Genomic DNA, 22,762 nt, shown 5'->3' on the forward strand with positions numbered 1-22,762 from the left:
CCGTCCTGGCAGTCCCAATGAAGATTCTGATCTACGGCATCAATTACGCGCCTGAACTGACGGGGGTCGGCAAGTACACCGCAGAGATGGCTGTGCTTCTGGCCAGACGCGGCCACGAGGTTCGCGTGGTGTGCGCGCCGCCTTATTACCCCGAGTGGCGCGTGGCGGTGGACTATGTGTCATGGCGGTATCAGCGCGAGACGCGCGACGGCGTGACGATCTGGCGCGCGCCGCTGTGGGTGCCGGCGCGTCCGAGCGGCCTGAAGCGGATGCTGCATCTGGCGAGTTTCGCGGTGAGTTCGTTGCCGCTGCTCGCCCGGCAGATGCTCTGGCGCCCCGATGCCGCGATGCTGATCGCGCCGACCCTGATGTGCGCGCCCGCCGCACTGGCGTTCGCGCGTCTCGCGGGCGCGAGTGCATGGCTGCATATTCAGGACTTCGAGGTCGATGCGGCTTTCGATCTGGGTCTTCTGAAAAGCTCGCGCGCGGCACGCGTGGCACGCTGGATCGAAAGCACGTTGCTGCGCCGCTTCGATACCGTGTCGTCGATTACGCCGCAGATGGGTGCGCGCGCGGTGGTCAAGGGCGTCAAGCCTTCGCGGGTTGTGTGCCTGCCCAATTGGGTCGATGGGTCGACCATCTTTCCGCTGACGCAAGCGAGCGACTACCGGCGCCTGCTGGGTATTCCGGCGGGCCAGAAGGTCGTGCTGTACTCGGGGAACATGGGCGCGAAACAGGGTATCGAAACACTCGCCGATGCGGCGGCCTCGCTCGCCGCACGTACCGACCTCACCTTCGTCTTCTGCGGCAGCGGCGCGGCGAAAGAGAGTTTGCTCGAGCGCTGCGCGGGATTGACGAACTGCGTGTTCATTCCCCTGCAACCCCTGGAGCGTCTGAACGAGCTGCTCAATCTCGCCGACATTCATGTACTGCCGCAACGGGGCGATGCCGCGGATCTGGTGATGCCGTCGAAGCTCACCGGCATGTTCGCAAGCGGGCGCGCGGTGGTGGCCATGGCGCGGCGCGGCACCGGTCTCTACGACGCGGTGTCGCCGCGCGGCGTGGTCGTGCCGCCGGATAACGTCAAGGCTTTGGTGGCAGCAATCACGGTGCTGGCAAGCGATCCCGAACGCCGTGCGGCGCTCGGCAAGGCGGCACGCAATTATGCGGAGCGCGCGCTATCGCCGGAGTCGACGATCGGCACCTTCGAAGCTCGGCTCGCGGCGCTGGTTCATGGCACACGTGACAAGCATCCGAACGTGGAGACGCCGTATTTCGGTGGCCCGCGGCCTTCAGGCGCCGCGGCCCGGCGGCGCAAGCCGGCTACAACGGAGGAAGCCGCGCCGGATTGATCCGGCACGCGGCCATCTCATGAATGCGATATCACCACGGGGATTTGTAGACGGCGTGCTTGCCCGCATCGAACGGATCGGCGTAAGTGGTTTTCGCTGCGCCATCGGGCATCAGGCGGTTGGCTGCATTCGGACCGCCCTGCTGGCCGGCTACGCGCGCCTTGCCGTTGCCGGCGGCCTGCGCCTTGTTGGGCTGTTTGCGCACGGCAGGCTGCGCTCCACCCAGCACCGTCATGCGTTGTTCGTCGAGCAGGGCCGCCTGCTGGGCGTCGGCGGTGTTGCCTTGCTGCGCGTCTGGCGAGCCGTAGTCGCGTGGGACGCCGAGCAACTGCGTTTCACTGTTGCGATTCGCCACCCCCGGCTTGGCGCGCGCTGCCGGGGCGGGGGTGCCGTAGCTGGTCGCAGCGGTGGCGGCAAGGGCCGGCGCAGCGGGCGCGGGCGCCGCTGCGTTCTGCGCGAGCGCCGGTACGGCATAGGTCGCGATGGCGAGAAGCAGCGAGGGTGCTATGTGCCGGAACGGAATGGTCATCGGATGCCCCAGGAAGATGCGGTCGCAATAGAGCTATCGTGCGCCAAGCAGTACGCGTGCAGCCGCCAAAACGCTTGCTCGCACGGCCATGAAGCCGGATTCAGTAAGGAGTCGAAACATAATGTAAGCGTGACGCAGGGGTATGTGGATTCCCGTTCGTGGTCTGGAGAAATCTGATGGGTAACGCTGCCGACGATCCGCAGATCGGGCGTATGCCGGAAGTCGAAGGCGTTCGCGAGGATGGTCGCGTCATCGATCTCAGTCTGGCCGGCAAGGGAAACTATCGCGCGAAGCGCGGCGCCCTGATCGAACTCATCTGGTTTGTCGTGGAAGCCTGCGTCATCAACAACAAGCTGCTGCCGCTCTCGTCGGTGCGCGTGGCGCTGTTACGCCTGTTCGGCGCGAAGATCGGCACCGGCTGCCGCTTCGTGCATCCATTGCGCGTGAAGTCGCCGTGGAACCTGGAGGTGGGGAATAACTGCTGGTTCGGCGTCGACGTCTGGATCTACAACCAGGCGCTGATCCGTATCGGCTCGAATGTCTGCATTTCCCAGGGGACGTTCCTCAGTGCCGGCTCTCACGATATGAGCACCACGATGGATCTGCGCGTCGCGCCGATCGTCATCGAGGACGGTGTCTGGATCACGTCGAAATGCGTTGTGCAGATGGGTGTGACGATCGGCCGGTCGGCCGTGGTGACGCCCTTGTCCGTCGTGCATCGTTCGCTCGAACCAGAGGGCGTGTATGGCGGCAATCCATGTCGTTTTATCAGGAACCGTTTCGATTCCGTGACCTGAAGCACAGAAAGAGAACCGAAGCGTTTATACGCTGAGGAGGCCAGGTCGTTGACAAGCCGGAATGTCGGCGGCCGCAATCGGATTGTCGATCGATGCTTTTGATCGACACCTGCGGCGATGCCGGTGATGCGTTCGGCAACGACGTGTGCGTGGTTTGCTTGCCAGCCCCGGTTGGATGAGTAGCCGGTTTGACGCACTCAGAAATGCATGAAGAAGATGGGAGTAGGGATGTTCATCGATACTCGCACTGTTGAACAAAACACGGTCATTGAAACGACGGTCTGCATCATCGGCGGAGGTGTGGCCGGCATTACGCTTGCGTTGGAGATGTCGAGGGCCGGGGTCGACACCTGCATGCTCGAAAGCGGGGGCTTCGGGCCTGATGACGAAACGCGCGACCTCTGTCGCGGCGAAAACGCCGGGCTTCCCTATTCGTTCGCGGACGGCTCGCGCAGCCGCTACTTCGGCGGCAGCAGCAACTGCTGGGGCGGCTGGTGCCGCCCGCTCGATCCGTGGGACTTCGACAAGCGCGACTGGATCCCGCACAGCGGCTGGCCGTTCGGTCTCGACGAACTGGCGCCGTATTACGCGCGTACGCATGAACTGCTGAAACTCGGCCCGCAGAATTTCGACCCTGCCTACTGGGAGCGCGAGATCGGACGCCATGACGTGCGCCGCATACCGCTTGCGACCGGCGATATGCGCGATACCGTCGCGCAATTCAGCCCTCCTGTGCGTTTCGGCAAGACCTATCGTGACGAGCTCTCGCGTTCGGCGCGGGTGCGCGTGTTTCTGCATGCGAATGTGCGGAATATCGATGCCGACGCTGACGGAACGTCCGTTTCGCGGCTTCAGGTGGCGACCATCAGTGGACGCAAGATGACGGTGACCGCGAGGATTTTCGTGCTCGCCACGGGCGGCATCGAGAATGCGCGGCTTCTACTCGCTTCGAACAACGTGCAGGCGGCGGGCCTCGGCAATGCCAACGATCTCGTGGGCCGCTATTTCATGGACCATCCGCGGATGATGTCCGGCAAGGTGCGTTTTCGTCCGGGCAACGCGCGCAACAAGCTGTATGACATCAAGTATCACTATCAGAACGCCGCGGTGTCCGCGCACGGCACGAAGATCTCCTCACAGTTCGCGCCGAAGCAGGAGTTGATGGAACGCGAGAAGCTGCTGAATTCGCGCGTGTGGCTCTATTCGCGCTGGTACGGTGAAGGAACGGCCGGGTCCGAGGCGCTGATCCACTGCAAGGAAGCGCTGTTGCAGAAGGACCAGCCGGGCCGCAGCCTGAAAACCGATGTCGCGACGATGATCGCGCATCCGCTGCATACCGTGGGCTACGGATTGACGCGGCTTCTGCAGTGGCCGGCGCTGATTACCGACGTGACCTTGCAGGCGATTGTTGAAGCGGTGCCTGATCCTGATAGCCGGGTCACGTTGTCGCCCGATAAACGCGACCGCCTCGGCATGCCGCGCGTGAAGGTGGAGTGGCGTCTGGGCGAACAGGTGCAACGGACCTTCGACAAAACGTTTGCGTTGCTCGCGCAGGAATTGCAGATGGCGGGTATTGCTGATGTCGAACTCGATGCGCCGCTCGAAGGCCGCCGCTGGCCGGCAAAGCTGGAGGGCACGTGGCATCACATGGGCACTACGCGCATGCACGATTCGCCACGTGAAGGCGTGGTCGATCGCGATTGCAAAGTGCACGGGATGAGTAATTTTTATGTGGCGGGCAGCTCGGTGTTTCCGACCGTCGGCGCCAACTTTCCGACCATCACGATCGCCGCGCTTGCGCTACGCCTCGCGGGTCATCTGGTGCGGCAACTCGATGTCCCGGATATCGTCGGCAATACGCGGGGTGATGCCGCCAACAGTTCCCTGATGTCGATTCAGACGCAGCAGCCTCAGGTCGAAACGCTGCCGATCGCAGCTTCGACCTTGACGCCGTTGATGAAGGAGCAGTGAAGAGCAGCCGGTGACGGCGCGCGCCTCGCGGCGCGCGCCCTTATCCCGGCGTCACTGGCTTGGTTGAGTCGTGGCTTCGCGCAGCGTGCTGAGCGTGTTTTCGCGCGCTTCACCGATGTTGCTGCCTTTCGTTTCCAGCAGCGCGGTCAACGCGCTGACCATGGTCTCGACCCGGAAACGTGCTTCGAACGTGCGAGTTGCCTGAGCGCGCATGGCGGCGCGTGCGGTGTCGTCGAGTTCGAGCCAGCGCACGAGATTCTTTTCCGTACCGTCTACCGTGTCGGCGGCCACCATCCCCGCACCGTCAGCTTCGATCTCGCGCCACACGTTGACCTTGTCGGAGATCAGCGCCGGCAGTCCGCAGCCGAGCGCCTCGGCAACCGCTACGCCGAAGTTCTCCTGATGCGAGGGCAGAACGAATACGTCGCTTGCATGGAACGCGCCCCACTTGAGATCGCCCTGCAGCATGCCCGGCAGGCTGAGGCGGTGCGCGATGCCGGCCGCCTGAGCCTGGGCGCGCAAGCTGGCCACCCAGCCGGTCTCGTCGGGACCGGCGATCATGAGATGCAGGGACGGGTCGCGGCCGGCGACACGCGCGAACGCGTCGATCAGCAGATCGCAGCCCTTCTTTGCGTGCACGCGGCCGAGAAACAACACGATGCGTTTGCCGCGCAAGCCGGGCACGGCTTGCAGGAACGCTTCGCGCAGAGACGCTGCGTCGAGCGGCGGCACGGTCGTGCCGTACGGCACGATCCGCTCCTGCGCGCGGTACAGCCAGAACGATTGACGGGCGCGCACACGCTCTTCTTCCGTCGTAAAGATGACGGCGCGGGCATCGCGCAGTACCCGGTATTCGGCCCACGGCCAGTACAGCCACTTCTTCAGATGCTTGAGCGGGTAAGCCTGTTTGAACCAGGGGTCGAGCATGCCGTGCACGTACACATAATAGGGCACGTCGCTTTGACGCAGCGCTTTCCATGCCGCGAAGCCGTGGTACTGCCACAGGCCGTGCACGATGACCGCATCGAAACGCTTCGCGTTGGCCGCGATCCACGGTGCGAGTTGCGCGCTATAGCTGTAGCGGCTGTTGACGGGGCCAAACGCGTGGACCGGAAACGGAAAGGACGCGAGATAGGTGTCGCCGGGCGCATCGCAGGTGGCCACTTCGATCTCGTGCCCGGCGTCCTGCATCGCCGCGCCGCTGCGGCGAACGCCTTCAACCGGGCCACCCGCGCGGGGGTCGACGCTTGCAAGCAAATGGAGAATTTTCATCGGACGATATTCCGTCGATCGGCGTTTTGCGCTGACGTGGTGTGCGACACGAGGGCGCCGAACTGGCTGGAGCCGGGCGCGGTGCTTGCCGCGTGCGACATGCCGAGGGTCGTCGCGAGATCCGCGCGACCCATGCCGGGCTGGATTCTGCCCGGCAATTCAGGCATGGCGGCGGGGTGCAAATGCGGCGGTGTAGGCGCGCGTTTCACCCGCGCCGGCAGTGCGCGCTGCAAGCGCGAGTGCGTGGCGATCATCAGGCCGAGGGCGATGCCGAATATCAGCCCGGAGAAACGCGGTCCGAGCGGATTGCCGCCGATCGAAGTAGCCGGCAACGCGGCGAACAACATGATGGCGCGGCCTAGCACCGGAAGCATGGGCGCGTCGGGAACCACCACGCGCCAGTAGCGGTACGAGAAAAAGCAGATTACCAGCGCGGCCAGGGTCGCCAAAGGCATGGCGATGCCGAACAGCAGTCCGCCCGCGAAGAATTGATAGACCCAGAAATTGTGACCCGCCGGCCATTCGTTGATCGCGTAAAAATCTTTCTCGCTGATCTGGCCGGCAAGGTCCGGCAGGTAGACGGGGGAATAGCGGTAGTAGTGCCCGTAGCCTTCGCCGAATAGCAGCGTTTCCGGCGACGATGTCACCTGGTCGTACTGATCGCGCATCTCGGCGAGACGGGTGATCGTGGTTGGATCCTTGCCGGTGACGGTTTCCTCGGACGCGAAAATGCGCTGCGTCCAGTGTTCGGTGACGGTCGGGAAACTCACCGCCACGATGCCGACTACGCCGGCCAGCACCGCGCCGGTCATCACGCCGCGGGCGGCCGTCCGCCAGATAAGCTGGATCGATGGTGCGCTCAGCGCCATCGCGATCAGGAACAGCAGGATCGTGCCAACCAGCAGACTGCGCGTCACGCTCAGCAACTCGATGATCACGCTGAGTGCGAACACCGCGACGGTGAAAAACGAAAAGCGTCTGGCAACGACGAATTCGTGCAGCAGCACGGCTTGCAGCCCCAGCAACGTCACGGAGATGATACGAAAGCGCGCGTCCTCAAGGTCGCCACTCGTGGCTAAACCATAGACGAAAGTAAACAGGAGGCAGATCACGTTGGCAACGAACAGGGCTTTCTCGAACTGCGAGATTCTGTATTCGCTCCACGGATGGCAGGCCACCACGTAGCCCAGCAAAAACAGCAGGAACGGCAGGAGAACGCGCAGATAGTTGCCGGTGTCGTTGTCCTGAACAAACTGGGCGACGATGCTGCCGAGCACACAGAGCAACACGCTGAAGGTGACCACCGAGCGCAGCCGCGAGCTGTTGTGAAAACGTGGCGCGATCAGGGCGAGAGCGAGCCCCGCGGCGATCACGGGAACGACGAATATGAACTGGACGAAGTGGCCTACGTTGGCGTCGGGCGCTTTATAGTCCAGCGCAAGCGGTAACAGAAATAACCATATCCAGAGCGTCGCATACTGATGGCGCATTGCTGATTCCTCCCCGTGCTGTCGATCCGCCGTCGGTCTAAAGCGGACGGTCTCGCATCGGGTCATTGTGCGGGAATATCCCCACGTGGCCGCTCCGCCTGGCCAGTTTCGTCGCTGTTTGCCTGGGTTCTGGCGACCGTGGCAAGGGCGCTCCCTGCAAGACGCGCGCACACTTGCTGATGTTGTCGGCCAATGCCTTGATGTTGGCGCGCGCGCACGCGTGCCGCCACCGAAGATGCAAAAAGGGACACGCGCCCAGGAATGGTGACAGGGGAGAACAACATGAAATTATTCGGCGGGGCGAAATCCGTAACAGCCGGGCGGGCCATCGAGCTGGATTTCGTGCGGGGCATCGCCATTATCATGGTGATGGGGTTTCACTTTCATGCCGTTCAGACCGGCAACTTCCTGATTGAAATCATCGAGTACCCCCTGAAGAATTTCGGGCGGGAAGGCGTCAATCTGTTCTTTACGCTGAGCGGTTTTCTGGTTGGCGGCCTGTTGCTTCGACAGTACGCCGAAACAGGTAACGTCGACGCCAAGCGCTTTATCGTCCGGCGGATTTTCCGTATCTGGCCCGCGTATTACGTGTTGATCGCGTTTCACGTGCTGGCCGGGCGCCATCCGTGGAATACCTTTCTGATCCAGAACCTGACCCACCTGCAGAACTATCTGGGCACCTCGATTACCCAGACCTGGAGCCTCGCGGTCGAAGAACACTTTTATCTGGTCCTGCCGGCGCTGCTGTTGCTGTTCGCGCGCTGGCGCCTCAGTGCATGGACGATTGTCGGCGTGCTCACCGGAATCTGCGCGGTGGTGTTCACCGCGCGCTGCTTCGCGGTGGCGAGCGGCAACCTGGAAGGGGCATTCGCGTACACGCAATATCGCATCGACAGTTTGCTGGTCGGCGTGATTCTGTCGGCGATCTACTGGATGAAACCGGGCGTCTATCATCAGATCGCGAAGCGCAAATGGCTGCTGATCGCCAGCATCGTGGTGCTGTGTGCGTGGCTTGCTCTTGCGACGAAACACATCGCGCTCGACGAAAGCATTGGTTACACGATTCAGGCGCTCGGTTTTGCCGCGCTGATCGTGTTCGTGCTGGAGTATTCGGGGTCGTTCAAGACGTCGTGGGTGTATCGCGGAATTGCCTGGATCGGCCTCTATTCGTACGGCATTTACCTGTGGCACTCGCTTGCGCTCGCCCCGGGCGACATGCTGATTCGCAAAATGACCGCCATTGGGCTTGCGCCGAGCGTCATCTGGATCGTGGCGCTTACCGCGCAGTTCGCTTTTGCGATTGCGATCGGCTACGTGACCACACGCGCGATCGAGTATCCATTCCTGCTGATGCGCAACGCGCTGTTCCCGGCAAAGCGCAACAGCTCGGTGCGCGAAGAAGTGCCGGTTGCCGGCGGCCAGTTGTCCTGAGGACGTTTCAAGTTCAACCGTGGGCGACCTGGCATCGCGCCAGGCGCTCCGAGTTTCTGCGGAAGTGAGGGAGGGTGTGTCGAAGCAGGCGTGATGCCGGATCAGGCCATCTGCTGCAGCAAGGTCTGCTTGAATTGCCCGAGCGTATGGCGTGACAGCAGGTCTTCGCGTGCCGCCGGAACGGCCTCGGGCTCATGCGGCCACGAGGTCATGGTCTCGGTGATCGCCTTGCCGATCGAGGCGGAGCTCAGGTCCTTCAGAATCGGCCCCAGTTCGCAGCGCCGGCTGAACCAGCCGATCAGTCCATCTTCCGTTGCAATCACCGGCTTGCCGAAGCGGTACGCCTGCACGAGCACGCCGCTCATGCCGTAGTGTCCCTTGTAGCCTAGCCAGACTGCGTCGCAGGCGGAGAACAGATCGCGCTCGACGTCGTTCGCAATGAAGGAGTCGAGCACCAGCGGCGCGGGCGTGAGGCTGCGCACATGATTGCGCATGAAATGGCGCGTGCCGGTATCCTGCTCACCGGCAACGATCAGCGTGGGTGCGTGCTCCAGACGCGTCAACGCGTGGACCAGTTCGTAGATGCCCTTGCGTTCGGTGATCGAGCCGTACACCAGCAGATAACGCTGCGTGGGATCCAGCCCGAGCCGCTCGCGGGCCAGCACAGGATTTTCCGCACGCTCGTCCGGAAACGGGTCCGCGACATAGGCGACCGCGGCGCTGCTTTTAGACGTATTGTGCGCGGCCCATTCCGGCAGAGTCGGGTCGATCGTCAGCAATGTGCGCAGCCCGACGGAGCGGACGGCACGCTTGAAAAGCAGCGCTTTGACGGCATTCACAATCGGCCGATCGGGCGACTTGATGCCGACCTTGTGATGATGGAAGGTCGAGCGCATCGTGATGCCGATCCACGGTGTCTTGCGAAAAGGCGAACCGAGAAACGGCAACGCATAGAAGAAGTAATCCACGTACGGCACAACCACCAGCCTGATCGGCTGCGCATGGCTGACAATGCGGTGCACGCGCTTGAAATAGCGATGAAAGCGCGAATACTGGTTCGGCTGGGGCAACAGTCCGCGCGGCCGCTCCTCGGGATCGACGAAGGCGATCTGCAGATCCGCGCGGTTCGCGGCGACGATCTGTCTGGCGAGCCGATGGTCTTCGTTGGCGGATTCGGTCGCGAGAATGCAGGGATAGCCGGCCTCCGTGCAGGCCTGCATGGTCCATTCGACATAGCGCCACCGGTGGCCGGTGAGGTTGGGCTCCACAATCAGGACGTAGTCTTGTTCCATTGATTCAGTGGTCTTCAGTGGTCTTCAGTGGTCGAATGCATTGTGGAAAAGCACCCTCGCGCCGGCTATCTGAGGCGCTAGCTGAACAACGTTAGCATCGGCGGCGTCAGTGAATCCGTCTATTTGACCCGTTCTGTGGGTAAACGTACTAGCGCGCAATGGCTTCGGCTGAACTGGCCTAGCTGATGGCGGTTGTTGCCGATTGTCTCGCTGTAAGGTCGTATATGGGATTCGATGAAAAAACTCGCCAGCTTGCTGGTGCAATCTAACAATTTTGCGCCGGCGGCGTTTCGCAGCGATGCATTGAATCGCTGCCGATGACCGACTCAACGGCGTTCCGATTCGACGGAGAAACAGCTTGCGGGCGATCAGGCTTCCGGCGCTCTCGATAGCGGCCAGCTTCGGCGCGAGCGCGGCGACGTGGGTGCTATTGCAGCAGTTCGCTGTGCGTGGACTCGTAGCAATCAAATTTCTTGCGATTGGCCGGATGCTCGGGCCGGCGGCGATCGGTAGCGTGAGCGTGGCTTTGCTCGCGGTGGCGATTGCCGAGGCGTTGTCGGACACGGGTCTCGCGCAAGCGGTCATTCAAGGCGAACATCCACCGTCGCGTTCACAACTCGGCGCGGTGTGGACCACGTTGACCGCGCGCGGCGTGCTCATCTCACTGCTGCTGGTCGCGCTTGCACCATTGCTGAGCAGTCAGTTTCATCTGAACGGCTCACTGGTGCTGATTCAGCTTGCCGCGCTGCTGCCGCTGTTACGCGGTCTTGCATCGCCCACTTACTACCTCGTGCAGCGCGAGCGGCGCTTCCAGCATATTGCCGGCGTCGAGGTCGGGGCGGCCTTTGTCGATTGTTCGGTCGGCTTGGGGCTCGCGTATTTCGGCGCCGGTGCGGCCTCGGTGCTGCTCGGCCTCGTGGCCGGCGAGAGCCTGAAAAGCATCCTGACCTGGGCGACGATGAAACCGCGCCCGCCGATGCGCGCCGTGTGGTCGGGCATTGGTCACTACGTCGGCTTCAGCCGCTGGATCTGGGCGAGCAGCGTGATCAACCTGCTGCTCAACCAGTTCGACAAGGTCGTGGTCGGCAAACTGCTCGGCCCGGCGCAACTGGGTGGCTATCAGATGTCGTCGCGGCTCGCGCAGATGCTGCTCGCCGACGCTGCCATCGCGATGTCGCAATACCTCTTTCCCACCTTCGCGGCGCGTCATCGGCGGAGTCCGCAGGCCGCCTCGCGGCTGATCAAGATTTATCTGCTCGTGATCGCGATCGGGTTGACGGCGTTCGTCGCGGTGCTGAGGCTGATTGCCGAGCCGCTCTTCTCGCTGATTCTCGGCGCGGCCTGGTTGCCTGCGGTGCCGTTGTTCAGAATTCTCGTGATCAATATGGCGATCGGCGCGTTGATTGCCGTGCTGGTCGCTTATCTGCGCGCGGTGGGTGACGCGAAGGCGACGGTGCATGCGTCGCTGATTCAGGTTGTCGTGCTGCTGGCGAGCGTGCCTGCGGCAGTTCATTGGTGGGGCGTGACGGGTATTGCCTGGTCCATGACCCTTGGCCTTGGCTGCGCCGCGGCGTGGATGCTGTTCAGAACGCTGACTGCAAGGACTTCATGATGCGCGTCTTACATCTGGTTCTGGCGCCGCGTTTGTCGGGCGCCGAAGTCCTCGCCAAGGATCTCGCTATCGATCAAAGCGCCGAAGGCATGGCCGTGTGTGTGGCCTCACTGTTGCCTGTGCACGCCGAATTCCTGCCCTTGCAGGACGAACTGCAGCGGCACGGCGTGCAGTGCTGGTTTCCTTCGCGGCGCAGGCGCCTCGCGGGCAAACTGTGGAATCTGTTCTTCACGGTGCGGCGATTTCAACCGGACGTGATTTTCGCGCACGCCACGATTCCTTCGTTTTATGCGCGCGCGTTGCCGCTGCGGGTGCCGGTCGTCTATGTGATGCATTCGGCGACCAACGATTTCGAGCGGCCGCTGTTCCGGCGCGTCGAGCACATTCTGTCCGGACGCGCCCGGGTCGTGATCAGCGTATCGCAGCAAGGCATGACCGATTACGTGCAGGCAATCGGGCCGCATCCTGCGATGACCGTGGTGCCCAACGGGGTCGACCTCGGCCGCTTCGCGTTCACCGACGGCGCCGCGCATAGCGGCCGGGCGCCGCAAGTCGTGCAGATCGGGCGCTATGCGTCGGTGAAGAATCAGCTTCTGACCGTGCGTGCCTTCGGCCAGGTGCTCGAGCAGGTGGCGGACGCGCGCCTCGTGCTGTACGGCGTGGTCGAAGATCCGGATTATCAGCGCACGGTCATCGGTCTCGTGCACGAGCTGGGGATCGCGCACCGTGTCGTGGTGGCGGGTCCGCGTACCGATGTGGCGAGCGTGCTGTCGGAGTCGAACGTGTTTGTCATGCCCTCGCGCTCCGAGGCGCACAGCGTGGCGTTTCTTGAAGCGTTGGCTTCCGGTATTCCGATCGTCGCGAGCAGGATTCCATCGTTTGCCTTCGCAAACGGCTTTCCCGGTGTGCAGTTGGTCGATACGGACGATGTGCCGTGCTATGCGGATGCCGTGGTCGCGGCGCTGGGGCAGGCGCGGGCGCAACGCTCGCTTGCCGGTCTGACGCTCAGGGATACGGCGGCCCGCTATCGGGCAATCGCGCAGCAGGTCAGTAGTCGTCTCGCCGTGCCGGCCCGCTAGTTCTTCGGCTGGACTTTGCCTATGGCTTGCGCCGGGGCCCCGACGTTCAATGGTGGCTGATGGCGGAGCTGCGGTCGTCGGATGTCGTCTCGGGCGCGGGCGTCGACGGCCACGCGCTCGCCAGTTCGGACTCGCGCATCGCGAGGGTCAAGAGGCGCTGGGCTTCCTTGCTGCTCGAATCGACCTGCAGCGCATCGCCGGCCTTGTGCCAGACGCACGCCCATCGTGCGACATAACCGCAACCTCGCGCCACGCTCAAAAGCGCATCCCGCTGCTGTTCACGCGCGGTTACGGTTTCGCGCATGCGCAGTGCGTCCGGGTTGTCCGGCTGGGCCGCCATGGCTGCCGCCAGGCGCGCTTTCGTCGCCGACAGATTGTTCTGCTGCAGATTGGCGCGGGCGGACCTGATCTGCTTTGAAGCATCCACGCCAGGTTTGACGGGCGGGTTGTTGGTCTGGCCGCCCGGGTTGTGCTTCGCCTCGGCCGATGCCGTCATCACGCGCCGCGGAGCCGGCGGCGGCACAGCGGTTGGCGCGACAGCCAGCGATCGCACCGGCGCGGGTTTCACAGGCCGTTGAGCAACGAAGACCGGCGCGGATCGCTGAGCGAGGGCAACCGGTGGTTTGACGTGCTGGGTTTTCACTTTGCCGGACACCGCGATAGGGGTGCCGTCGTCCGAGTCGTTGGTGTGAATGAAGCCCAGGTACACGGCGGACGCCACAACCAGCATCGAGACGCCGAGCACGACGGACTGACGCAGTCTGTGCACGACGGGGGCGGCGACCGGTGCCTCGCTGGTGACGGAATACGGATCGGTTAGCTCGCGCGAAGACGGGCGCCAGATTCGCGGCGTCATCAGCCGGGTCGCCAGCATCGGCTGGGGGTCGCCCAGCGGCATTTTCAAGGGGGGAGGCGGCGTGCGGCGCACGCCGAGCGAATCGACCGGACGCGCGCCGCACTCGGTGCACGGCGTAAAGCGACCGGCTAGCGACGCACCGCAGTGCTCGCATTGGGGGTAATCATGCTGATCGGAAGTAACGTCGCTAAGCATTGCCGTTTCGCAAAGGGGCGTCGAATGCCGGCGCCACAATCAAAAAGAACCAGGCACGGCAGCGAGGCTTGCAATCGGGATTACTGTGCGACGACGTAACCCCGCGCTTGCATGCACGCGCCATACGCGGCCCAATACTGTGTCATTGGCGGTTCAGGCGCCGGCAGCGGCGGCAGCTTCACGCCAGATGCCGCGGCCGTCTGCGCCGCGCCGGCTGCTGCCGTCTCCGAGGCGCCGTTATCCGCGCTGGTTGCCGATGCCGGCGTGGCGGCCGCGGTCGTCGCGGTCGTTGCAGTTGCCGTGGTCGAGCTTGCTGTCTTGGTCGCCGCAGCGGTCGTTGCCGTGCTCACGCCGGCCCCGCTTGCGGCAGGCGCGGTTGCGGCTGCGGGCATGCTTGCGCCAGGCGGGGTCGCTGAAAAACTGCTCTGGGGCAAGGGCGGCCGCGACGGCGCACCCGTCGACGATGTTTTGGTTGCCGCAGGTTTGCGCGGCGGAAGCTGCGATTGGTGCGCGATGTTGATCTTGGTCTGCTTGTTGGCGGCGGCGTAGCACATCGCGGTGTCGATGCTGCGCTGATAGGCGCTTTGACTTCTGATGGGATAGATGAGCGGCTGCCATGCGAAAGCAGCACTGCTAAACACCCATAGCGTCAATGCCGTATATGTTCTGATTCTCATCGCAGTCGCTCCCGCAGCGATGTTTCGCCGTTCGCCGGCAATCGCGCTTCGCGGTATGTTCTCGTGGCTGCTGATTTTGCCGCTGAACGGCGGCTCACTGCCCGCGAAGGCTGCTTTCTTGAGGGTAGCACCGGGGAGAGTCGGCGCAAGGCGCCGTATAGCGCGCGAAAACGCCATCCTGCAGTCGAATCAAGACACTCCAACGTAAAAGGGCGGCAAACGCGGCGAAAAGCCAGGGGAATTCCCTGGACGCCGCGTGCCGCCCCGCTGACTGAAAGACCAGATTGTCAGACTGCCTTTCTCACCGGTTGGAAGTCCGACTGGTCAGCGGCGTTGCGATATTCCGCCAGCCATGTGTCGCGTTTCGTCGCAGCGGCCAGGACGTTGCGCTCCTTGACGTGACCGAAACCACGAATCTCGTCGGGGAGATTGGCAAGCCGCATCGCGACGTCCAGACGGTTGTTGTCCAGCGTGCGGCAGAACTCGTCGATCAACGCGATGTACTGGTCGATCAGGGCGCGTTCACCGCGCCGCTCGGCGGTCTTGCCGAACACGTCGAACGCACCGCCGCGCAGGAACTTGAGCTTTGCGAGCACGCGGAACATCGGCAGTGTCCATTGCCCGAAGCGTTGCTTTTTCAGGTGACCGTGTTCGTCGCGTTTCGCCAGCAGCGGCGGTGCGAGGTAAAAGCCGAGCTTGTAGTCGCGGCCAGGTTCGCCTTCGAACTGTGCCCGCAGTTTGTCGAAGTACGCCGGGTCGGCATAGAGACGCGCAACCTCGTATTCGTCCTTGTAGGTCATCAGCTTGGCCAGATTACGCGCGACCACCGGTGTGAGGCGTAGCTTCGAGCCCGCGGCGAGCGAGGTTTCCTTGGCTCGCATCTGTTCGATTACCGCTCGATAGCGCGCGGCGTACTGCTCATTCTGATAGAGGCCCAGCAATTCGACGTTACGCTCGATCAGCCGTTCAAGCGACTCCGGCATCTGCACGACGATTGCCTGTTGCTGATTGGCGCGCGGCGCGAATGCATCGGCCGCTGCTTCGCCATGCTGCGCGACAAAGCGGCCCCATTCGAACGCGAGGCGATTCTTGTCGACCGCCACGCCGTTCAGTTCGATGGCGCGGTCGAGGCTTTCGTAGCTGACCGGCAGCCAGCCGCGTTGCCATGCGAAACCCAGCAGCAGCGGATTCGCGTACAGCGTGTCGCCAAGCAATGCGAGCGCGAGGCGATTGGCGTCGATGAAGTCGCAGTCTTCGCCGATGCTGTCGCGCAAGTCGCCCTGGATCTGATCGCCGGGAAAGGCCCACTGCGGATCGCGCACGAATTGCGCGGTCGGCGTTGCGCCGCTGTTGATCGCGGCCTTGGTGACACCGCGTTGCGTGCGTGCCAGGACTTCGGCGGACGCCGATACGATCGCGTCGCAGCCCAGAATCAGACGCGCTTCGCCGGTCGCGATACGGGTTGCGTGCAACTCGTGCGGCGTGGCTGCGATCTGCACGTGGCTCAGTACGGCGCCGCCCTTTTGCGCGAGGCCCGCCATGTCGAGCACGCTGACGCCTTTGTTCTCGAGATGCGCGGCCATGCCGAGCAGGCCGCCGATCGTCACGACACCGGTACCGCCGACACCCGTGACGAGCACGCCATAGGGTTTGGCAAGACCTGCGATCTCCGGGCGCGGCAGCGCGGCGAAGTCCGGAAGCGCGGAGCCACTGGCCGCCTTCGCCGGTTTCTTCAACTGCGCGCCTTCAGCGGTGACGAAGCTCGGGCAAAAGCCGTTCACGCACGAGAAGTCTTTGTTGCAGGACGACTGATTGATCTTGCGCTTGGTGCCTTGCGGCGTTTGCAGCGGTTCGACAGACAGGCAGTTCGATTTCACCGAGCAGTCGCCACAGCCTTCGCAGACGGCGTCGTTAATGAACGCGCGCTTGGCCGGATCCGGATAGGTGCCGCGCTTGCGGCGCCGACGCTTTTCAGTCGCACAGGTCTGGTCGTAGATCAGGATCGTGGTGCCCGCGACCTCGCGCAACTCGCGTTGCAGACGATCGAGCTCGTCGCGGTGATACACCTTCACGCCTTCCGGCAGGCGTACGCCCGAAGCGTACTTTTCGGGTTGGTCTGTGACGACGAGCACCTGCTTCGCGCCTTCGGTCGTCACCTGGAACGCGATCTGCGGCACCGTCAGCACGCCGTCGATCGGTTGGCCGCCGGTCATCGCGACCGCATCGTTATAGAGAATCTTGTACGTGATATTCGCACCGGCCGCGATCGAGGCGCGGATCGCCAGCAAACCCGAGTGAAAGTAAGTACCGTCGCCCAGGTTCGCGAACACGTGACGTTCGTTGGTGAAGTGCATCTGGCCGGTCCACGCCACCCCTTCGCCGCCCATCTGGCTGAAGGTTTCCGTGTTGCGGTCCATCCAGATGGTCATGTAGTGGCAGCCGATGCCGGCCAGCGCGCGTGAGCCTTCGGGGACGCGCGTCGACGTATTGTGCGGGCACCCCGAGCAGAACCACGGTTGCCGTTCGGTGACGGTGCGCGGCGTGGCTGCGTCGCGTTCCTTTGCTTCGATGATCGCGATGCGGGCTTCGATCCGGGCGCGTACGTCCGCCGGCAAATCGGCTTTCGCGAGACGCCGCGCGATCGCCTTCGCGATCAGCGCCGGCGACAGTTCATATTGCATCGGCAACAGCGCCTGACCGCGCGGGACCGACCACTCGCCGCCTGCGTCATCGCGTTGATCGAACTTGCCGAATACTTTCGGGCGCACGTCGTCGCGCCAGTTGTAAAGCTCTTCCTTCAGCGCGTATTCGAGGATCTGGCGTTTCTCCTCGACCACCAGAATCTCGTCGAGCCCCGTAGCAAAATCGCGCGCGTTCTGCGCATCGAGCGGCCACACGCAACCGACCTTGAGCACGCGAATGCCGATCCGTGCGCAGGTTTCGTCGTCGAGCGACAGGTCCGCCAGCGCCTGACGCACGTCGAGATAGGCTTTGCCCGCGGTCATGATGCCCAGACGCGGCGTCGGGCTGTCGATCACCACGCGGTTCAGTTTGTTCGCGCGCACATAGGCGAGCGCCGCATACCACTTGTGGTTGAGCAGACGCGCTTCCTGTGCGAGCGGCGGATCGGGCCAGCGGATGTTCAAGCCGCCTTCGGGCATGTCGAAGTCATCCGGCAACACGATCTGCAAACGGTCCGGATCGATGTCGATCGACGCGCTGGCCTCGACGACATCCGTCACGCATTTCATTGCGACCCACAGACCGGAATAGCGGCTCATGGCCCAGCCGTGCAAGCCGTAGTCGAGATATTCCTGCACGCTCGCCGGATAGAGCACCGGAATGCCGCTCGCGACGAACATGTGTTCGGACTGGTGGGCAACGGTCGACGACTTCGCCGCGTGATCGTCGCCCGCCAGCACCAGCACGCCGCCATGCGGATCGGTGCCTGCCGAGTTGGCATGCTTGAAGACGTCGCCGGTGCGATCGACACCCGGCCCCTTGCCGTACCACATGCCGAATACGCCATCGACTTTCGCGTCGGGCCACAGGTTGAGTTGCTGCGTGCCCCACACGGCGGTGGCGGCGAGATCCTCGTTAACCCCTGGCTGGAATACGACGTCGTGTTCCTTCAGATGCTTCTTCGCTTTCCACAGTGCCTGGTCGAATGCGCCGAGCGGAGAGCCGCGATAGCCCGATACGTAACCCGCCGTGTTCAGCCCCGCGCGGCGATCCCGTTCTTTCTGCAGCATCGGCAAGCGGACCAGCGCCTGGGTGCCGCTCATGTAGACGCGGCCTTTCTCAAGCGCGTATTTGTCGTCGAGTGAAACGGTGGCAAGCGCGTCGTGCAGCGGGGGCGATAGGGGGGCGTTCATGGGCGGCGTCTCCGGAAGCTTTATTGTCCTGGCGAGTATAGGAAGCCGAATTCCCATCGTAAAATCACAAATACCGAACCCTGCTATGCGAAAAACACATGTCAAAAGACGTCACGTTGCGGCAGATGCGTTACTTCGTTGCGGCCGCGCAAAACGGGCAGTTTTCGATGGCGGCAGCGACCGAACACGTGTCGCAATCCGCGATTACCAATGCGGTACTTGCGCTGGAGGAGACGCTGGGAACCCGGCTTTTCGAACGCCTTCCACAGGGTGTTGCGCTGACGCCGGATGGGCAGGACTTTCTCAATCACGCGCGGCACATCCTCGATTCGGTGCGCGACGCGATCTACAAGGCGCCGTTTCGCTCGCACGACCTTAAGGGCACGGTGCGTATTGCTGCCTCGTACACCTTGCTCGGCTATTTCCTGCCGGAACTGTTGGGGCGGTTTCGCGCGACTTACCCACACGTCGAGCTGGATCTGCGTGACGCCGATCGTCCTGAGATCGAACAGGCCGTACTCGATGGCGACATCGATCTGGGTGTGGCGTTGCTATCGAATGTGGACCATCTCAAACGGTTTCAGCATCACGTGCTGATCCGTTCGCGGCGTCAGTTGTGGACCGCGCCGACGCATCCGCTGGCACAGGTGAACTCGCCGTCGCTCGCGGACATTGCGGCGTATCCGTACATCCTCATCACCGTCGACGAAAGCGAACGAGCGACGCTGCGTTACTGGAAAGAAAACGGCGTCGAACCGAACATCGCATTTCGCACGAGCTCAATGGAGGCGTTGCGCGGACTGGTGGCGCATGGCTTCGGCGTGACGATTCTGTCGGACATGGTGTTTCGGCCCTGGTCGCTGGAAGGCAAGCGGATCGATGCCCGGCCGATTCTCAATGCGATCCCCCAGATGGATGCGGGGATGTTGTGGCGCAAGGGTGCAACGCTCGATGCGCCGGCGTTGGCGTTCCAGCAGTTCCTGATTCATGCGTGCGGCAGCTAAGCCGGCGCTTATCCGTTTTTTGCATACCACTTCAGTTTTTCCGATGCCGCTCGCGTAGACACGCTTGCAACCGCAAGACGGCGTGGGAAACGGCCAGATAAGCACTTTTGCATTCCTGATCCGGACCCCGGTCGTGGCCGGGCAAACCCCATTGCAACTATTTTTTTCCCGTGAAACACTGCGTTTCATCTGCTGTGTCGGACACGAGTCCGATATATCGGACGATCGAACATTGGCGTGCATGCCGCGAAGCGCTCGCTAATCGCCACCTCCGTCCACGCACGGACTTCTCACAACAGATCGGGACTGAAAAATGAAATTTGTCAGGGAAAGCGCAAAGTTCACTTGTTTGTTCGCCTTAGCCGGTCTGTTGGTGCTCGCCGGCTGCACGAAAGTCGCCCCGCCGGAACAGGGTGCCACGGTTGATTCGACGCTGAAGCAGGTACTGCAACGCGGCACACTGCGGGTAGGCGACTGCCTGACCTTTGCGCCGTTCGGCTTCTACAACAAGGACGGCCAACCCGATGGTTACGACGTCGATCTGGCGAAAGAACTGGCGAAGCAGATGGGCGTCAAGCTCGAAGTCGTGAACACGACGAGCGCGAACCGCATTCCGAATCTGCAAACCAGCAAGGTTGACGTGGTGTTCTGCAATTTCACCCGCAACCTCGAGCGAGCGAAGGAAATCGCATTCACGAATCCCTACGTGGTCGCGAGTGAGGCGCTGCTGGTCAAGAAGAGCAGCGGCATCAAATCCATCAATGACATGTCGAACCGCACGATTGCAACCGTCAAGGGCTCGACGAATGGCGACGAAGTGCGCTCGCTGAACATGCAGGTCAAGATCCAGGAGTTCGACAGCTCGCAGGCTGCAATCCTCGCCGTCAAGCAGGGTCAGGCCGACGCGATGATCGAGGACAACAACTTTCTCGCTTACCAGGCATCCCTCGATCCGGAGCTGACTGTCACCAATGAAGCACTGGTTCCGCTCGAATACAACGCGTTCGGTGTGAAGTCCGGAGATCAGGTCTGGCTCAACTACCTGAACCTGTTCCTGTTCAACATCAACGCATCGAAGCAGAACGCGCAGCTATACAAGAAGTGGTTTGGCGCCGAGCCGCGCTTTCCGCTGAATCCGCAGTACTGAAACCGCGCTAGCGCCGCACTGCTCGACCGACGGAGGAACCATGAGCTATGAATGGGTGACCCTTGCGGGTTATTGGAGCGATTTCGTTCGCGCATCCTGGCTGACGCTCCAGATCACGCTGCTGGCCTTCGTCCTCGCGATGCTGCTCGGCCTGCTCACCGCTCTCGCGAGCGCATCGCGCGTCGGGCTGCTACGGGCGATCGCGCGGGTGTATATCGAAGCGATCCGCAATACGCCGGTCCTGCTGCAGATCTTCATCGTGTTCTTCGGATTGCCATCGCTTGGCGTCACCCTCAATGCGTATACGGCGGGCGTCATCGCCTTAGGGGTGAATGTCGGCGCATATCTGGCGGAAGTGTTTCGTGCGGGTATCCAGTCGGTGCCGCGCGGTCAGCTTGAAGCGGCATCGATTCTCGGTCTGGAACGTTCGCAGATTTTCGTCGAGGTGGTTCTGCCGCAGGCGGCGCGCGCCGTCTATCCGGCGATCGTCAACAACCTGATTCAGTTGCTGCTCGGCACGTCGCTTCTTTCGGCGATCGCGCTACCCGAGTTGAGCGGAACGGCGACGGTGATCAACGCACGCACGCTGCTCTATATCCAGACTTTCTCGATCACCCTGATTGCGTACCTGTTCCTGAGCAACCTGCTGTCATGGGTGGCGAGCCAGATCGGCGTGCGTGTCTTTCATCCGCCGCTTGTCATGAAGAAACGCACGCGCCGGTGGTTCCTTGTCGCACGACAGGCCGATCGCACCTGAACCTTCAACCGGAGACCCGCCATGTCGCAAGAATTGTTAATGACCAGCCTGGCGATCCTGTTTCAAGGACTGCTGGCAACACTGCTTCTGTCCGCGGCGTCGATTGTTGGTGGAACGCTGATCGGACTGCTAGCGGCGGTATTGCGCTCATTCGGGCCATGGGGCACACCGCGCATCGCCAGGCTCTATACCGAGCTGTTTCGCGGTACGCCGGTGCTGATCACGCTGATGTTCATTTACTTCGGCGTGTCGTACTTCGGCTACGCGATCGATGTGTTCGCAGCGGGTGTCGTGGGCTTGAGCATCTATCAGGGCGCCTATATCTCCGAGGTGTTCCGCTCAGGCATTGAAGCAGTACCTAAAGGCCAGTGGGAGGTGTCGCAAATCCTCGGGCTTGGCAGGATCCAGGCGTTCTTTTCCGTGATCTTGCCGCAGACCGGAAAGATCGTGATTCCGCCGCTCGTCGGCCAGTATTTGTCGCTTATCAAGGACACGTCGATCGTCAGCATGATCGGTATGTCGGAGTTGATGCATGGTGGTCAGGCTATCGTCGACCGGGTGGGCAAACCGGTGGAAATCTATGGACTCGTTGCCGTGCTTTATTTCATCGTGTGCTTTCCACTGTCGCAGTGGGTGCGGCACCATGACCGAAGAAGGAGCCTGCTGTCATGACCAGCGTCACTACGTCGAAGCCCATCATCAATCTCACTGGCGTCAGCAAGTCGTTCGGCGCTACGCAGGTCCTGAAGGAGATCAACCTTGATGTGCGGCCGGGCGAAGTGCTCGTGCTGATCGGGGCGTCGGGTTCCGGAAAGAGCACGGTGCTACGCATCATGAGCGGTCTGGAGACGGCCGATGCGGGCGAAGTCTGGGTCAACGAAGTGCCGCTGCACGATGCGCGCCGGGCGAAGGAAATCCGGGGGCATGTCGGCATGGTGTTCCAGCAATTCAATCTGTTTCCGCATAAGAGTGCGCTGGGTAATGTGACGCTTGCCCTGATCAAGGCACGCAAGATGAGCGCCGCAGACGCACGCAAACGTGCCATGGATGCGCTCGACCGCGTGGGACTTGCCGATCGAGCCGAGCACTACCCGAGTCAGCTCTCCGGTGGCCAACAGCAGCGTGTCGCGATCGCCAGAGCGTTGGCCGTCGAGCCGGGCATCATGTTCTTCGACGAAGCCACGTCCGCTCTCGATCCGGAACTCGTCGGCGAAGTGACCGAGGTCATGCGCGGACTGGCGCGCGACGGGATGACGATGGTCGTTGTCACACACGAGATGGGCTTCGCGCGCAAGACCGCCGACCGCGTTGTGTTCATGGACAAAGGTGTCATCGCGGAACAGGGCGCCCCGGAGCAGATTTTCGTGAACCCGCAGAACGAACGTACGCGACAGTTCCTGCATCGTGTGCTCGACCATTGAGCACC

Annotated in this window: 18 protein-coding genes; 11 read left to right on the forward strand and 7 right to left on the reverse strand. The window is 62.5% G+C overall.

All coding sequences use genetic code 11. The features are described from left to right. The first annotated feature begins 17 nt into the window (after positions 1–17). Positions 18–1,352, forward strand: coding sequence for a glycosyltransferase WbuB (locus KHO33_RS31560; RefSeq protein ID WP_200566688.1), 1,335 nt, complete (start codon positions 18–20; stop codon positions 1,350–1,352). Positions 1,353–1,383: 31 nt separating this feature from the next. Here the strand turns inward: KHO33_RS31560 and KHO33_RS31565 are convergent, their stop codons facing one another. Next, complete coding sequence (locus tag KHO33_RS31565; RefSeq protein ID WP_200566687.1) at positions 1,384–1,881, reverse strand: hypothetical protein; 498 nt, start codon at positions 1,879–1,881, stop codon at positions 1,384–1,386. Between the two features lie 176 nt (positions 1,882–2,057). Between KHO33_RS31565 and KHO33_RS31570 the strand changes: the two genes are divergently transcribed. Together KHO33_RS31570 and KHO33_RS31575 are read left to right on the forward strand one after the other, a co-directional pair. Next, the gene (locus KHO33_RS31570; protein ID WP_054035454.1) at positions 2,058–2,678 is read left to right on the forward strand and encodes an LbetaH domain-containing protein; all 621 of its coding nucleotides are present in this window, start codon (positions 2,058–2,060) and stop codon (positions 2,676–2,678) included. A 228-nt stretch (positions 2,679–2,906) separates the two neighbouring features. After that, the gene (locus KHO33_RS31575; protein WP_200566686.1) at positions 2,907–4,649 is read left to right on the forward strand and encodes an FAD-dependent oxidoreductase; all 1,743 of its coding nucleotides are present in this window, start codon (positions 2,907–2,909) and stop codon (positions 4,647–4,649) included. A gap of 51 nt (positions 4,650–4,700) precedes the next feature. On the opposite strand, the gene KHO33_RS31580 is transcribed toward KHO33_RS31575, so the two are convergent. Continuing rightward, entirely contained in the window at positions 4,701–5,921 is a 1,221-nt protein-coding gene (locus KHO33_RS31580; protein ID WP_200566685.1) for a glycosyltransferase, read from the reverse strand. Next, on the reverse strand, positions 5,918–7,411 hold the full coding sequence (locus tag KHO33_RS31585) for an O-antigen ligase family protein (RefSeq protein WP_200566684.1): 1,494 nt from the start codon (positions 7,409–7,411) through the stop codon (positions 5,918–5,920). Before KHO33_RS31585 ends, KHO33_RS31580 begins: the two co-directional genes overlap by 4 nt. A 282-nt stretch (positions 7,412–7,693) precedes the next feature. Here KHO33_RS31585 and KHO33_RS31590 point away from each other — a divergent pair, with 282 nt between their 5' ends. Continuing rightward, positions 7,694–8,842, forward strand: coding sequence for an acyltransferase family protein (locus KHO33_RS31590; protein ID WP_200566683.1), 1,149 nt, complete (start codon positions 7,694–7,696; stop codon positions 8,840–8,842). A gap of 101 nt (positions 8,843–8,943) precedes the next feature. Here the strand turns inward: KHO33_RS31590 and KHO33_RS31595 are convergent, their stop codons facing one another. Further along, positions 8,944–10,134: a glycosyltransferase gene (locus KHO33_RS31595; RefSeq protein ID WP_200566682.1), complete on the reverse strand. Its 1,191-nt coding sequence runs from the start codon at positions 10,132–10,134 to the stop codon at positions 8,944–8,946. Positions 10,135–10,492: 358 nt separating this feature from the next. Between KHO33_RS31595 and KHO33_RS31600 the strand changes: the two genes are divergently transcribed. After that, complete coding sequence (locus tag KHO33_RS31600; RefSeq protein ID WP_054035456.1) at positions 10,493–11,746, forward strand: oligosaccharide flippase family protein; 1,254 nt, start codon at positions 10,493–10,495, stop codon at positions 11,744–11,746. After that, on the forward strand, positions 11,746–12,825 hold the full coding sequence (locus KHO33_RS31605; RefSeq protein WP_200566705.1) for a glycosyltransferase: 1,080 nt from the start codon (positions 11,746–11,748) through the stop codon (positions 12,823–12,825). Before KHO33_RS31600 ends, KHO33_RS31605 begins: the two co-directional genes overlap by 1 nt. A 46-nt stretch (positions 12,826–12,871) precedes the next feature. On the opposite strand, the gene KHO33_RS31610 is transcribed toward KHO33_RS31605, so the two are convergent. From KHO33_RS31610 to KHO33_RS31620, 3 genes are all read right to left on the reverse strand, one after another. Beyond that, complete coding sequence (locus KHO33_RS31610; protein WP_200566681.1) at positions 12,872–13,876, reverse strand: hypothetical protein; 1,005 nt, start codon at positions 13,874–13,876, stop codon at positions 12,872–12,874. An 80-nt stretch (positions 13,877–13,956) separates the two neighbouring features. Next, complete coding sequence (locus tag KHO33_RS31615) at positions 13,957–14,553, reverse strand: hypothetical protein (RefSeq protein WP_200566680.1); 597 nt, start codon at positions 14,551–14,553, stop codon at positions 13,957–13,959. A gap of 287 nt (positions 14,554–14,840) precedes the next feature. Next, positions 14,841–18,428 carry an indolepyruvate ferredoxin oxidoreductase family protein gene (locus tag KHO33_RS31620; RefSeq protein WP_200566679.1) on the reverse strand — a complete coding sequence of 1,196 codons (3,588 nt, stop codon included), beginning with the start codon at positions 18,426–18,428 and terminating at the stop codon, positions 14,841–14,843. 98 nt (positions 18,429–18,526) lie between these two features. Here KHO33_RS31620 and KHO33_RS31625 point away from each other — a divergent pair, with 98 nt between their 5' ends. From KHO33_RS31625 to KHO33_RS31645, 5 genes are all read left to right on the forward strand, one after another. After that, a complete protein-coding gene (locus KHO33_RS31625; RefSeq protein ID WP_154559499.1) occupies positions 18,527–19,432 on the forward strand; it encodes a LysR family transcriptional regulator in 906 nt (301 codons plus the stop codon). Positions 19,433–19,745: 313 nt separating this feature from the next. Then, the gene (locus tag KHO33_RS31630; RefSeq protein WP_054035460.1) at positions 19,746–20,579 is read left to right on the forward strand and encodes an ABC transporter substrate-binding protein; all 834 of its coding nucleotides are present in this window, start codon (positions 19,746–19,748) and stop codon (positions 20,577–20,579) included. A gap of 40 nt (positions 20,580–20,619) precedes the next feature. Beyond that, complete coding sequence (locus tag KHO33_RS31635; protein ID WP_200566678.1) at positions 20,620–21,336, forward strand: amino acid ABC transporter permease; 717 nt, start codon at positions 20,620–20,622, stop codon at positions 21,334–21,336. Between the two features lie 21 nt (positions 21,337–21,357). Beyond that, positions 21,358–22,008 (forward strand): amino acid ABC transporter permease, encoded by a 651-nt coding sequence (locus KHO33_RS31640; protein WP_200566677.1) that lies wholly within the window; start codon positions 21,358–21,360, stop codon positions 22,006–22,008. Beyond that, positions 22,005–22,757, forward strand: coding sequence for an amino acid ABC transporter ATP-binding protein (locus KHO33_RS31645; RefSeq protein WP_093636471.1), 753 nt, complete (start codon positions 22,005–22,007; stop codon positions 22,755–22,757). The genes KHO33_RS31640 and KHO33_RS31645 overlap by 4 nt, the downstream gene beginning before the upstream one ends. Positions 22,758–22,762 lie beyond the last annotated feature (5 nt).

The sequence above is a fragment of the Paraburkholderia nemoris genome (assembly GCF_905221015.1).
Taxonomy (GTDB): Bacteria; Pseudomonadota; Gammaproteobacteria; order Burkholderiales; family Burkholderiaceae; genus Paraburkholderia; species Paraburkholderia nemoris.

Bases quoted from the DNA above. Each gene is read 5' to 3' on its own strand.
- KHO33_RS31595 (WP_200566682.1), bottom strand. From the start codon at position 10,134: ATGGAACAAGACTACGTCCTGATTGTGGAGCCCAACCTCACCGGCCAC.
- KHO33_RS31620 (WP_200566679.1), bottom strand. From the start codon at position 18,428: ATGAACGCCCCCCTATCGCCCCCGCTGCACGACGCGCTTGCCACCGTT.
- KHO33_RS31645 (WP_093636471.1), top strand. From the start codon at position 22,005: ATGACCAGCGTCACTACGTCGAAGCCCATCATCAATCTCACTGGCGTC.
- KHO33_RS31640 (WP_200566677.1), top strand. From the start codon at position 21,358: ATGTCGCAAGAATTGTTAATGACCAGCCTGGCGATCCTGTTTCAAGGA.
- KHO33_RS31585 (WP_200566684.1), bottom strand. From the start codon at position 7,411: ATGCGCCATCAGTATGCGACGCTCTGGATATGGTTATTTCTGTTACCG.
- KHO33_RS31560 (WP_200566688.1), top strand. From the start codon at position 18: ATGAAGATTCTGATCTACGGCATCAATTACGCGCCTGAACTGACGGGG.
- KHO33_RS31605 (WP_200566705.1), top strand. From the start codon at position 11,746: ATGCGCGTCTTACATCTGGTTCTGGCGCCGCGTTTGTCGGGCGCCGAA.
- KHO33_RS31630 (WP_054035460.1), top strand. From the start codon at position 19,746: ATGAAATTTGTCAGGGAAAGCGCAAAGTTCACTTGTTTGTTCGCCTTA.
- KHO33_RS31615 (WP_200566680.1), bottom strand. From the start codon at position 14,553: ATGAGAATCAGAACATATACGGCATTGACGCTATGGGTGTTTAGCAGT.
- KHO33_RS31625 (WP_154559499.1), top strand. From the start codon at position 18,527: ATGTCAAAAGACGTCACGTTGCGGCAGATGCGTTACTTCGTTGCGGCC.
- KHO33_RS31575 (WP_200566686.1), top strand. From the start codon at position 2,907: ATGTTCATCGATACTCGCACTGTTGAACAAAACACGGTCATTGAAACG.
- KHO33_RS31580 (WP_200566685.1), bottom strand. From the start codon at position 5,921: ATGAAAATTCTCCATTTGCTTGCAAGCGTCGACCCCCGCGCGGGTGGC.
- KHO33_RS31590 (WP_200566683.1), top strand. From the start codon at position 7,694: ATGAAATTATTCGGCGGGGCGAAATCCGTAACAGCCGGGCGGGCCATC.
- KHO33_RS31635 (WP_200566678.1), top strand. From the start codon at position 20,620: ATGAGCTATGAATGGGTGACCCTTGCGGGTTATTGGAGCGATTTCGTT.
- KHO33_RS31570 (WP_054035454.1), top strand. From the start codon at position 2,058: ATGGGTAACGCTGCCGACGATCCGCAGATCGGGCGTATGCCGGAAGTC.
- KHO33_RS31565 (WP_200566687.1), bottom strand. From the start codon at position 1,881: ATGACCATTCCGTTCCGGCACATAGCACCCTCGCTGCTTCTCGCCATC.
- KHO33_RS31610 (WP_200566681.1), bottom strand. From the start codon at position 13,876: ATGCTTAGCGACGTTACTTCCGATCAGCATGATTACCCCCAATGCGAG.